At 53.8% G+C, this 12,005-nt stretch carries 14 protein-coding genes; 8 read left to right on the top strand and 6 right to left on the bottom strand.

The genetic code is table 11. The features are described from left to right. Positions 1–79 precede the first annotated feature (79 nt). Together JBO43_RS00215 and JBO43_RS00210 are read right to left on the bottom strand one after the other, a co-directional pair. A complete protein-coding gene (locus JBO43_RS00215) occupies positions 80–976 on the bottom strand; it encodes an aldo/keto reductase (protein WP_095281807.1) in 897 nt (298 codons plus the stop codon). A gap of 48 nt (positions 977–1,024) precedes the next feature. Continuing rightward, complete coding sequence (locus JBO43_RS00210) at positions 1,025–1,264, bottom strand: DUF1289 domain-containing protein (RefSeq protein WP_103946474.1); 240 nt, start codon at positions 1,262–1,264, stop codon at positions 1,025–1,027. A gap of 150 nt (positions 1,265–1,414) precedes the next feature. Between JBO43_RS00210 and eptA the strand changes: the two genes are divergently transcribed. The 5 genes from eptA to rnt all read left to right on the top strand — a co-directional run bounded on the left by eptA (position 1,415) and on the right by rnt (position 6,087). Beyond that, entirely contained in the window at positions 1,415–3,043 is a 1,629-nt protein-coding gene (gene eptA, locus JBO43_RS00205; protein ID WP_202673930.1) for a phosphoethanolamine transferase EptA, read from the top strand. A gap of 39 nt (positions 3,044–3,082) precedes the next feature. Continuing rightward, positions 3,083–3,682 (top strand): TetR/AcrR family transcriptional regulator, encoded by a 600-nt coding sequence (locus JBO43_RS00200; protein ID WP_095281806.1) that lies wholly within the window; start codon positions 3,083–3,085, stop codon positions 3,680–3,682. Positions 3,683–3,735: 53 nt separating this feature from the next. Further along, entirely contained in the window at positions 3,736–4,833 is a 1,098-nt protein-coding gene (nemA, locus tag JBO43_RS00195) for an alkene reductase (protein ID WP_095281805.1), read from the top strand. 99 nt (positions 4,834–4,932) lie between these two features. Further along, the gene (gene gloA / locus JBO43_RS00190) at positions 4,933–5,340 is read left to right on the top strand and encodes a lactoylglutathione lyase (protein ID WP_012017189.1); all 408 of its coding nucleotides are present in this window, start codon (positions 4,933–4,935) and stop codon (positions 5,338–5,340) included. A 96-nt stretch (positions 5,341–5,436) separates the two neighbouring features. Continuing rightward, positions 5,437–6,087, top strand: coding sequence for a ribonuclease T (gene rnt, locus JBO43_RS00185; RefSeq protein WP_095281804.1), 651 nt, complete (start codon positions 5,437–5,439; stop codon positions 6,085–6,087). Between the two features lie 44 nt (positions 6,088–6,131). Here rnt and grxD read toward each other — a convergent pair whose 3' ends face one another. Then, positions 6,132–6,479: a monothiol glutaredoxin 4 gene (gene grxD, locus JBO43_RS00180; protein WP_095281803.1), complete on the bottom strand. Its 348-nt coding sequence runs from the start codon at positions 6,477–6,479 to the stop codon at positions 6,132–6,134. Between the two features lie 340 nt (positions 6,480–6,819). On the opposite strand from grxD, the gene JBO43_RS00175 reads away from it, so the two are divergent. Then, complete coding sequence (locus tag JBO43_RS00175; protein WP_095281802.1) at positions 6,820–7,593, top strand: C40 family peptidase; 774 nt, start codon at positions 6,820–6,822, stop codon at positions 7,591–7,593. Positions 7,594–7,714: 121 nt separating this feature from the next. Next, the gene (sodB, locus tag JBO43_RS00170) at positions 7,715–8,296 is read left to right on the top strand and encodes a superoxide dismutase [Fe] (RefSeq protein ID WP_103946411.1); all 582 of its coding nucleotides are present in this window, start codon (positions 7,715–7,717) and stop codon (positions 8,294–8,296) included. Between the two features lie 38 nt (positions 8,297–8,334). Here the strand turns inward: sodB and JBO43_RS00165 are convergent, their stop codons facing one another. Both JBO43_RS00165 and cydH read right to left on the bottom strand, forming a co-directional pair. Then, positions 8,335–9,501 (bottom strand): MFS transporter, encoded by a 1,167-nt coding sequence (locus JBO43_RS00165; protein ID WP_202673441.1) that lies wholly within the window; start codon positions 9,499–9,501, stop codon positions 8,335–8,337. A 162-nt stretch (positions 9,502–9,663) separates the two neighbouring features. Beyond that, on the bottom strand, positions 9,664–9,753 hold the full coding sequence (gene cydH, locus JBO43_RS00160; protein WP_095281799.1) for a cytochrome bd-I oxidase subunit CydH: 90 nt from the start codon (positions 9,751–9,753) through the stop codon (positions 9,664–9,666). A 296-nt stretch (positions 9,754–10,049) separates the two neighbouring features. On the opposite strand from cydH, the gene purR reads away from it, so the two are divergent. After that, positions 10,050–11,075: an HTH-type transcriptional repressor PurR gene (gene purR, locus JBO43_RS00155; protein WP_095281798.1), complete on the top strand. Its 1,026-nt coding sequence runs from the start codon at positions 10,050–10,052 to the stop codon at positions 11,073–11,075. A gap of 18 nt (positions 11,076–11,093) precedes the next feature. Here the strand turns inward: purR and punR are convergent, their stop codons facing one another. Next, entirely contained in the window at positions 11,094–12,005 is a 912-nt protein-coding gene (gene punR, locus JBO43_RS00150; RefSeq protein ID WP_095281797.1) for a DNA-binding transcriptional activator PunR, read from the bottom strand.

The following is a 12,005-nucleotide window of genomic DNA, read 5'->3' as shown; positions in this document are numbered from 1 at the left end:
GACCTCCTCGGGTTTATTTTTGCCCCTAAAGTTTAGACCAGGGGCAATGATTTCACCGGAATGTCATAGGTATGGGCGATTACGGAACGTCGTAACCCAGCGCCGCTTTGCGGATGCGGAACCACTGCTGGCGTGTCATCTGCAGCTCTTCTGCAGCAATTGCAGAACGTACGCGTTCAATTTTGCCCGAACCAATAATCGGCAGCGGCTGAGACGGCAAGCGCAAGATCCACGCGTACACCACCTGCTCAATGCTTTCTGCGTTCAGCTCACGCGCAACCGTCTCAAGCTCATCGCGCAGCGGCTGGAATTCGTCGTCATTGAACAGACGCCCGCCGCCCAGGCAAGACCAGGCCATTGGGCGAATGCGCAGCTGTTGCAGCTGATCCAGCGTGCCGTCCAGCAGCAGCGGCTGGTGAACCGGGGAGATTTCGACCTGGTTGGTCGCCAGCGTAAACGGCAGACGAGATTGCAGCAGCGCAAACTGCGCCGGGGTAAAGTTCGACACACCAAAGTGACGCACTTTCCCGCTCTGATGCAACGCAAGGAACGCTTTTGCCACATCATCCGCATCCATCAGCGGATCGGGGCGGTGAATCAGCAGCAGGTCCAGACGGTCGGTCGCCAGATTGACCAGCGACTGCTCAGCGCTCTTGATAATGTGGTCGCTGTCGGTGATGTAATGACCCAGCGCGTTTTCCGCACGGGCAGTGGTGGCAATACCGCATTTGGTGACGATTTCCATGCGCTCACGCAGATGCGGAGCCAGTTTCATCGCCTCACCAAAAGCAGCCTCGCACAGATATCCGCCGTAAATATCGGCATGATCGACGGTGGTGATCCCGAGATCAAGATGTTCCTCGATAAAACTGACCAGCTGGCGCGGGGACATATTCCAGTCCATCAAACGCCAGTAACCCATAACAAAACGTGAAAATTCCGGGCCCTGCGGGGCAAGGGCAATACGCTGAACCATAACAATTACCTCAAGGAAGTGATGTCATGAGTATACGCATATCCGCCGCTAAAAAAGTGAAGGTTGCTGGGGTTCTTCGGCATCCGACGGTTTGTTTGCGCGTAATTTACGCAACAAACGCTGTCTGCACAGGCGTATCACATCCTGCTTTTGCGCGTCGCTCATACTTTGCCAGTTAAAACGCTCATCGCGGCTGCGCATACAGCCCCGACAAAAGCCGCGCTCATCCGACTGGCAAATTCCCCGGCACGGGCTCTGGACGGGGAAAAACTCCAGTTGCTCTGCCACACACACCTCCCGAAATCGATTATCACCTTCAGTGAAGACGCTAACTGCGCCATCTGCAAGGGCTTTAGCACACAAATGTGGCATTAAGGTTTCACTAATCTTCGTTCCCTATACTCGCCCCATCAATAAAAACAGACGGTTTTCTTTATGATGTGGTTTGCAAAAAAGTTACAGTGTAACGATATTAAATTTACTCTGGGTTGTGCATTGTTTTTCACGCTCCTGAATGCGCTGTTTATTCAACGCAGTTGGGAGATTATTGCCCCTGCCCATCTGCACGATATCTTGTTTGCAGCCTCTGTTCCGCTGGTTCTGTTTTGTGGCTGGGTGATTATTTTCAGCCTGATTAATATTCCGTTTATCCGCAAGCCGCTGATGATCCTGCTGACGCTGGGTTGTGCCGGCGCGACGTACTTTATGTACACCTACGGAGCCGTCATCGATCAGAACATGATGGTCAACATCTTCGAGACCAACTCGCAGGAAGCCACCGCACTGGTGACACCACAGATGCTGCTGTGGATTGCGGTTATCGGTCTGATCCCGTCCATCGTACTGATGTTTGTTCGCATTCGTTCCGGCAAATGGTGGTACACGCTGCTGATGCGCGTCGCCGCTATCCTCGGCGCACTGATGGTGATTATTTTGGTCGCCTCGGTCTTTTATAAGGATTACGCCTCCCTGTTTCGCAATAACAAAGCTATCGTCAAAATGGTAACACCGGCGAACTACGTCAGCGCCATTGCCAAATACAGTAAAAACCGCTGGTTTGCGGGCGATCAGACTCTGGTCCGTATCGGACAGGATGCGCACAAAGGCCCGGTTATTCTGGCGCAGAAGAAAAAAACAGTGCTGGTACTGGTGATTGGTGAAGCCTCTCGCGCAGAAAACTACTCTCTTAACGGCTACGGGCGTGAAACCAATCCGCAGCTGAAAAAACAAGGCATGATTAACTTCCCGCAGGCCTCCTCCTGCGGCACAGAAACCGCGGTCTCCGTGCCGTGCATGTTCTCTGGTATGCCGCGCAAAAAATACGACGCAGATTTAGCCCGTCATCAGGAAGGTTTGCTCGATGTGCTTGCGCACGCGGGGGTAAATCTGCTGTGGCGTGAAAACGACGGGGGGTGTAAAGGGGCGTGCGATCGCATCCCGCATACGGACATGACCCAGTGGAAACTGGATCAGTTCTGCAAAGATAAATCCTGTATCGACGACGTGAACCTGCATCGTCTGGATAACGTGCTCGACGGGCTGAAGCAAGATTCCGTGCTGGTTATCCATTTAATGGGCAGTCACGGCCCGGCTTATTATCAACGCTATCCGCAGGAATATCGCCAGTTTACCCCGACCTGCGATACCAATCAGATTCAGGACTGTGACCATCAGGCGCTCATGAACACTTATGACAACACCATTCTGTATACGGATAGCGTTGTCAGTAAAACCATTGATGCTCTGAAAGCGCGTCAGACGACGATGAATACCGCGCTGGTGTATCTTTCCGATCACGGCGAATCGCTGGGCGAAAACGGGCTGTATCTGCACGGCACACCTTATATGCTGGCCCCAACGCAACAGACGCATATTCCGTTTATGTTCTGGCTGTCGCCCGATTACGTGAATAACTTCGGCGTCAATGAGCCGTGCTTGCGTGACCAGGCGGCGAAAACAGCGGTTTCTCAGGATAATTTGTTCTCGACAGTTCTCGGTATGATGAACGTAAAATCAGCGGTTTATCAGCAGCAGATGGACATCATGAACACCTGTCGAAAATCGTGAGACTTGCATTAGACCGATTGGTCTAGTACATTCAGCGCCATGAGCAAAAATACTGAACACGATACACGCGAACATCTTCTGGCTACCGGCGAGCGTCTTTGCATGCATCGTGGGTTTACCGGAATGGGCCTTAGCGAGCTGTTAAAAACCGCTGAGGTGCCGAAGGGTTCGTTCTATCACTACTTCCGCTCCAAAGAGGCGTTTGGCGTGGCAATGCTGGAACGGCACTATGCCGGCTACCATCAGCGTCTCGCCACCCACTTTGCCAGCGGCGAAGGGTGTTATCGCGATCGTGTGCTCAACTACTATCAGGAAACGCTGAACCAGTTCTGCCAGCAGGGCATTATCAGCGGTTGCCTGACCGTCAAATTGTCTGCCGAAGTGTGCGATCTCTCAGAAGACATGCGCACGGCGATGGACAAAGGGGCCAGCGGTGTTATTGCCCTGCTGGCTCAGGCGCTGGAAAAAGGTCGCGAAGAAAAAACGCTGAATTTCAGCGGCGATCCTTTGACTCAGGCCCAGGTGTTATATGCGCTGTGGTTAGGCGCAAATTTGCAGGCCAAAATTTCCCGCAGCGCCGTGCCGCTTGAAAGCGCGCTGGCGCATGTGAAGAACAGTATTACGACGCCTGGCGTTTAACAGGCGTTTTTATTTATCAAATCACTAGTCGACCGGTCTACTCAGGAGTCATGATGTCAACTGAAAAATTATTTACCCCACTGAAAATCGGTGCGGTTACTGCACCAAATCGCGTACTGATGGCCCCGCTGACTCGTCTGCGCAGCATTGAGCCGGGTGATATCCCGACCCCGCTGATGGGCGAATACTATCGTCAGCGCGCCAGCTCTGGCCTGATCATTTCCGAAGCCACTCAAATCTCCGCTCAGGCGAAAGGCTATGCTGGCGCACCGGGTCTGCACAGCCCTGAGCAAATCGCTGCGTGGAAAAAAATCACTGCGGGCGTTCATGCTGATGATGGCCGCATCGCAGTTCAGCTGTGGCATACGGGCCGTATCTCGCACAACAGCATCCAGCCTGGCGGGCAGGCACCGGTTTCCGCTTCCGCGCTGAATGCAGGTACACGTACGTCGCTGCGTGATGAAAACGGTCATGCGATCCGCGTCGATACTTCTACCCCTCGCGCGCTGGAACTCGATGAAATCCCTGGCATCGTGAATGATTTCCGCCAGGCCGTCGCCAATGCCCGTGAAGCCGGTTTCGACCTGGTTGAACTGCACTCTGCGCATGGCTACCTGCTGCACCAGTTCCTGTCTCCCTCTTCTAACCAACGTACCGATCAGTACGGCGGCAGCGTAGAAAACCGCGCCCGTCTGGTGCTGGAAGTGGTCGATGCGGTGTGCCAGGAGTGGAGCCCGGATCGTATCGGTATTCGCGTTTCTCCGATCGGTTCCTTCCAGAACGTCGACAACGGCCCGAACGAAGAAGCTGACGCGCTGTATCTGATTGAAGAGCTGGCGAAACGCGGCATTGCGTATCTGCACATGTCCGAGCCAGACTGGGCAGGCGGTGCGCCGTATTCTGATGCCTTCCGTGAGAAAGTGCGTGCGCGCTTCCAGGGAGTGATTATCGGTGCCGGTGCCTATACGCCAGAGAAAGCAGAAGACTTGATCGGCAAAGGTCTGATCGACGCCGTAGCCTTTGGCCGTGATTACATTGCCAACCCGGACCTGGTCGCACGCCTGCAGCGCAAAGCGGCGCTAAACCCACAGCGTCCAGAGACCTTCTATGGCGGCGGCGCTGAAGGTTACACCGACTACCCTTCTCTGTAATTCCTCGGTTGTCCATTGATAGCGGCGATGATTCGCCGCTATACTAAAACATCGTTTCTGTTCAAAAAGATAAGCCATTGAGTTGGTTAAGAGGAAAATATGCGCCTACTTCACACCATGCTGCGCGTTGGCAACCTGCAACGTTCTATCGATTTCTACACTAACGTACTGGGTATGCAATTGCTGCGCACCAGCGAAAACCCGGAATATAAATATTCTCTGGCGTTCGTGGGCTATGGCCCGGAAAGTGACGAAGCGGTAATTGAGCTGACCTACAACTGGGATGTCGATAGCTATGAGCTGGGCACCGCTTACGGCCACATCGCGCTGGAAGTGGATAACGCGGCCGAAGCCTGCGAGCGCATTCGCAGCAACGGCGGTAACGTGACGCGCGAAGCGGGTCCGGTCAAAGGCGGCACCACTGTGATTGCCTTCGTTGAAGATCCTGACGGTTATAAAATCGAACTGATCGAAGCCAAAGACGCCGGTCGCGGTCTGGGCAATTGATCCCTTCGGGCGCGTTCTGCGCCCGTTGTTTTGCTGCATCCCCTCGCAAATTTTGCCATAATACGCACTGCTTTTTTTCCCTTGTAAGAGACCCTGATGTCCGATAACGCTCAACTTACCGGTCTGTGTGACCGTTTTCGTGGTTTTTATCCTGTTGTTATTGATGTAGAAACAGCTGGATTTAACGCTAAGACCGATGCGCTGCTTGAGATTGCTGCCATCACACTGAAAATGGATGAACAGGGCTGGCTGATACCGGACACCACGCTGCATTTCCACGTTGAACCGTTTGAAGGCGCGAACCTACAGCCAGAAGCGCTGGCCTTTAACGGCATTGACCCCACGAACCCACTGCGCGGTGCGGTGAGTGAATATGACGCCCTGCACGCCATTTTCAAAATGGTCCGTAAAGGCATGAAAGACAGCAACTGCAATCGCGCGATCATGGTGGCGCATAACGCCACCTTCGATCACAGCTTTATGATGGCCGCCGCCGAGCGCGCCTCGCTTAAGCGTAACCCATTCCATCCTTTCGTGACCTTCGATACTGCCGCACTGAGCGGGCTGGCGCTGGGCCAAACGGTGTTATCAAAAGCCTGTATCACCGCCGGTATTGATTTCGACGGCACCCAGGCGCATTCGGCGCTGTACGATACGGAACGCACCTCAGAATTGTTCTGTGAGATTGTGAATCGCTGGAAGCGTCTGGGCGGCTGGCCGCTGCCGATGGGCGAAAGCGAGGAATAAAAAAAGCGACCGTAATGGTCGCTTTTTTTTGCCTGATGCAAAACTTACTCTGCGTCTGGCTCTTCAGTTTTATACTTCGCAGCGGTCTCTTTGATCAACTGCTGCAGTTCGCCACGCTGATACATTTCAATCAGAATGTCACAACCGCCGACCAGCTCACCGTCCACCCACAGCTGCGGGAAGGTCGGCCAGTTAGCGTATTTCGGCAGCTCAGCGCGAATATCCGGGTTCTGCAGGATATCAACGTAAGCAAAGCGCTCGCCACAGGCAGAAAGAGCCTGAACGGCTTGCGCAGAGAAACCGCAGTTTGGCAGCTTCGGTGAACCTTTCATGTACAGGAGAATTGGGTTTTCAGCGATCTGGCGCTGGATTTTTTCAATAGTAGTGCTCATGTCTTGCTTCCTTTAACTTCTGTTACGGCAATCGTCTGACATTGTAGCGGGTCAGAGAGACATCGGAAAATAACATTTTCGTCACCTGTATATATCTTAACGGTTATCCGTTGAAGTTGCATTTCTAAGATAGCTTATCCCTGCGTAAGCTGTGGTTTTGCTTAAGGGACGAGCAATAGTGCAACAGATTGACGTTTTTTTTTGCACTTGCTAACGAAACAGAATTTTAGATTGAAAAATGCTATTAACATCTCGCAGTTTTATGCATTAGAATCGACGGGCTTTGTAAATCATACGTGGGTATTATTGATGACCCGCATCTAATTCAGGGGAATGCTCAGTGGCGCGGATAAAAAAAGTCTCGATCACGCTCTGTGCTTTACTATTTACATCTCTCGCTTTCATGCCAGCGGCTAATGCCTCTGAGCAGGCGCGGCATTCTGCCGTGCAAAAATCTCATCTGGCGAAAACCACAGAACGTAAGAAAAAAACGACCAGCACCAGTAAAAGCGAAAAGAAAAAAACCACCACAGCTCACAAGCAGAAGACCACCTCCGGCAAAGCCCTCACCAGTAAAACCCGCAGCAAACCGACCCGCACCACCGCAAAAATCGCTCCGGAAAAATGCACCGTTCGTAAAGGGCATAAAACTAACTGCGTAAAAGTGGGTAAAACGGCAAAACTCTCTGAGGTGCATAAAGTTCGCGTGCAGAAAGCGCAAAAAACCGCGATGAACAAGCTGATGGGACAAATAGGCAAACCTTATCACTGGGGTGGCACTTCACCGCGTACCGGCTTCGATTGCAGTGGTCTGGTTTACTACGCGTATAAAGATCTGGTGAAATTCCGTATTCCGCGTACCGCAAACGAGATGTATCACCTGCGCGATGCGGCGTCCGTCGATCGCGGTGAACTCGAAAGCGGCGATCTGGTGTTCTTCCGCACTCAGGGTCGTGGCACCGCTGACCACGTAGGCGTTTACGTGGGCAACGGAAAATTCATTCAGTCTCCGCGTAGCGGTCAGGATATTCAAATCACTTCCCTCAGCGAAGATTATTGGGTTCGCCACTACGTCGGCGCACGCCGCGTGATGACGCCAAAAACGATCCGCTAATCCCTGCCCTGCTGCTCCGCCAGCAGGGTAAGTTCCTCTTTTGCCTCCCCTTTCAATTTGCTACTCTATCCCTGCACTCAATAGGGTTATTGATGCGCAAACTATAATAAGGAGAGAAGCAATGTCGTTCGAATTACCTGCATTACCGTATGCAAAAGACGCCCTGGCTCCGCACATTTCGGCGGAAACCCTGGAATACCACTACGGCAAACACCATCAGACCTATGTCACAAACCTGAACAACCTGGTGAAAGGCACCGCGTTTGAAGGCAAAACACTGGAAGAGATCGTGCGTAGCTCTGAAGGCGGCGTATTCAATAACGCCGCTCAGGTGTGGAACCACACGTTTTACTGGCACTGCCTGGCGCCAAACGCGGGCGGTGAACCGACCGGTGAACTGGCTGCGGCGATTAATGCGGCCTTCGGCAGCTTTGCTGATTTTAAAGCGAAGTTTACTGACGCAGCCATTAAGAACTTCGGTTCTGGCTGGACGTGGCTGGTAAAAGAGGCGGATGGCAAACTGGCTATCGTTTCCACCTCTAACGCAGGCACCCCACTGACCACCAGCGCCAAACCGCTGATGACCGTCGATGTGTGGGAGCACGCTTACTATATCGATTACCGTAACGCTCGCCCGAACTACCTTGAGCACTTCTGGGCACTGGTTAACTGGGAATTTGTGGCGAAAAACTTCGCTGCATAACTGAGACGCAGAAGGGGCAGCCCTTCTGCGTTTTTTGATTACTCGGTGACGCTAACGGGTTCCGGCTGTTTGCGCCCCGACGTCAGGACCAGCAACAGACCCAGTGCGGCGATAATTGCCCCCATTACCGGAACAAAGCTGTACCCCAGCCCGCCCGAAATCACCGCCCCACCCGCAGCCGCACCAAGTGCATTGCCGAGGTTAAAGGCACCGATATTCACGGAAGACGACAGACCGGGAGCTTCGTGCGCCACCCGCATCACGCGCATCTGCAACGGTGGAACCACCGCGAAGGTCGCAGCCCCCCACACCACCATCGCAATGGCCGCACCAAACTCATTGCGCGCCAGCCACGGAATGGCGAGCATAATCACGATCAGCAGAGTCAGAAATCCTTTCAGCGTGCCGGTCACAGAACGATCCGCCAGCTTGCCACCAAGATAGTTACCCAGCGAGAAACCGACACCAATCAGGACCAGCATCCCCGTAACGAACAGCGGTGTCGCATGGGTAATGTCATGCAGCACCGGAGAGATATAGGTGTAGAGCGTGAACATCGCGCCTGCACCGAGCACCGTCGTTAACAGAGCAGACAGCACCTGTGGACGCACCAGCACCGACAGCTCTTTGCGCACATCCGGGCGCTCGCCTGCCTCGCCTTTCGGCAGAGAGAATAACAGTGCGACCATCGCCACCACGCCAAGTCCGGCCGTTGCGAGGAAAGACATGCGCCAGCCAATCACTTCACCGAGCCATGTCGCCGCCGGAACGCCGCCAATGTTGGCGATGGTCAGGCCCATAAACATGGTCGCCACCGCGCTAGCCTGCTTGTGTTTTGGCACTACGCTCGCGGCTACCACCGACCCTAAACCAAAGAACGCGCCGTGGTTCAGGCTGGTCAGAATGCGCGACAGCAGTAGCGTAGTGTAATCCGGCGCAATCGCCGACAGCACGTTGCCGAGGGTAAAAATCGCCATCAGGAAGATCAGCGCATTGCGGCGGGCGCGATGTGAGAGCAGCAAGGTCATGAGCGGCGCACCGACCATCACCCCTATCGCATAAGCGCTGATGAGCATACCCGCTGCCGGAATAGAGACGTCCACGCCTTTGGCGATCACCGGCAGGAGTCCCATCGGGGAAAACTCGGTAGTGCCGATGCCAAAAGCGCCAATCGCCAGGGCCAGCAAGGGAAAGTTGATTTTCATTGTTAACTCCGCAAACCGTGTCATCGCGCGACACGGGACTAAGATGTCAAAAGCATGACATCAATCACAAAAAATGAGAAGTTAACAAATTAGCAAAAGATTTTTGCGGGATGAGTAACAATCGGGAGAAGAGACGAGGGAGAGAACTCTCCCCCGTTTAAATCAGTGCAGGGCTGCGGTAAGACCTGCTGCAACAATCAAAGCCAGCACAATAACGGTAGTGGTCAGCGAAAACTTAAGATCGGCACTCATCAATTTTTCTCCTTTTAATCACCCCACGAAAAGTGAGCTTGCTCATTTTTACACAGTTTACCCCAAAAATCTTCCTGGATTTAGACTGATAACCGTTTTTGCGCTTCCCCTTTTCATCAAGATAAGACAAAATTCCACGCTAAATTTATAAGCGTACCGGCCACTGACCCCCTCCTGACGTTTTGAGTCGTTTTCCCGGCGTATCGCAATTCACATTGCGAGATAAGGGTGAGAGAAGGCAAACGTTTACCTTTAAGTATTTCAGGAGTTTAAGATATGGTCTGGAGTGACATGTAATGGCAACAATTAAAGATGTGGCGAAACGCGCAAACGTTTCCACTACAACCGTATCACATGTAATTAACAAAACACGTTTTGTTGCGGAAGAGACGCGCAACGCCGTGTGGGCAGCTATCAAAGAACTGCACTACTCCCCAAGTGCCGTAGCGCGCAGCCTGAAAGTGAATCACACTAAATCGATCGGACTGCTGGCGACCAGCAGCGAAGCCGCCTATTTTGCGGAAATCATCGAAGCGGTTGAGAAAAACTGTTTCCAGAAGGGCTACACCCTGATCCTGGGTAACGCCTGGAACAGCCAGGAAAAACAGCGTGCTTACCTGTCGATGATGGCGCAAAAGCGCGTCGATGGCCTGCTGGTAATGTGTTCTGAATATCCGGAATCCGTGCTGTCGATGCTCGAAGAGTATCGTCACATCCCTATGGTGGTCATGGACTGGGGCGATACCCGCGCCGATTTCACCGATTCAGTGAACGACAACGCCTTTGAAGGTGGCTATATGGCGGGCCGTTACCTGATTGAACGCGGTCACCGCGAAATCGGCGTGATCCCAGGCCCACTGGAGCGTAATACTGGTGCTGGTCGTCTGGCTGGCTTTATGAAAGCGATGGAAGAAGCGCTGATCACGGTGCCAGAAAACTGGATCGTGCAGGGCGACTTCGAACCGGAATCCGGCTATCGCGCGATGCAGCAGATTGTCTCCCAGTCACATCGCCCAACCGCGGTCTTTATCGGTGGCGATATTATGGCGATGGGCGCACTTTGCGCAGCAGATGAGCTTGGTTTACGCGTGCCGCAGGATATTTCGGTAATCGGATACGATAACGTGCGCAACGCCCGTTACTTCACTCCGGCGCTGACGACGATTCACCAGCCGAAAGACTCGCTGGGTGAAACCGCCTTTAACATGCTGATGGACCGCATCGTCAGCAAACGTGAAGAGTCACAGTCGATTGAAGTCCACCCGCGCCTGATTGAACGCCGCTCCGTCGCTGACGGTCCGTTCCGCGACTATCGTCGTTAATCGCCTCTGAGGGGCCGGTTATTCCGGCTCCTTCAACCACTCTCTGTTCAGCGTTTCGCTATCTCCCAGATAGGCCAGCAGCCATTCCAGCGCCGGTGACATATCGTTTTGCTGCCAGGTCAGGCAACACGCTGCATCCGGGAACGGGTTTTCCAGGGTTAACGCCACCCATTCGCCGCGATCTATACGCGGACGTGCGAAATGCACCGGCACCATCCCGACGCACAAGCCAGCCGACAGGCAGGTCGCCGAGGTTTCCCAGTCAGGGGCCACCACGCGCCGTTGGTTATCCAGCAGCCAGGTGATGCGTTTCGGCAGCGATCGCGACGTATCTTCCAGCACCAGCGACGGCCAGTTGCGCAACGTGTCATCGCTCAGCGGCCCTTCTATCGCGGCGAGAGGATGATCGCGGGCGACGACGCAGGTCCAGCTCAACGCCCCCATATCCCGAAACGCATAGCGTCCACCCACCGGGATCGCCTGCGTTGCGCCGATGGCCATCTCTACCCTGCCGTCCGACAGCGCATCCCACACGCCGTTGAACACCTCCTGCGACACGCGCAGCTCAACGTCTGAAAAGTGGCGATAGAAATCGACCACCATCTGGCGCGTGCGTTCGGGTTTGACGATGTTATCCACCGCAATGGCGAGATGACCGCGCCAGCCGTTGGCAATCTGCTGACATTGTTCGCGGGTGATCATCATTTTTTTGATAACAGATCGCCCTTCCTTCAAAAACCACACGCCCGCAGGCGTCAACACGACATCGCGATGGCGGCGTTCAAACAGCGGAACCGCCAGCCACTCTTCAAGCTGGCGCACAGTGTAACTCACCGCAGACGGAACGCGGTGCAGTTCCTGGGCCGCGCCGCTAAAGCTGCCGTTACGCGCGACCGCATCCACCACTTCTAACGAATATTCAGACCACAT

The sequence above is a fragment of the Lelliottia jeotgali genome, assembly GCF_016771845.1.
In the GTDB taxonomy this organism is placed as follows: domain Bacteria; phylum Pseudomonadota; class Gammaproteobacteria; order Enterobacterales; family Enterobacteriaceae; genus Enterobacter; species Enterobacter jeotgali.
The sequence above is the reverse complement of the archived record's forward strand: the minus strand, read 5'-3'. Positions and strand labels throughout refer to the sequence as shown.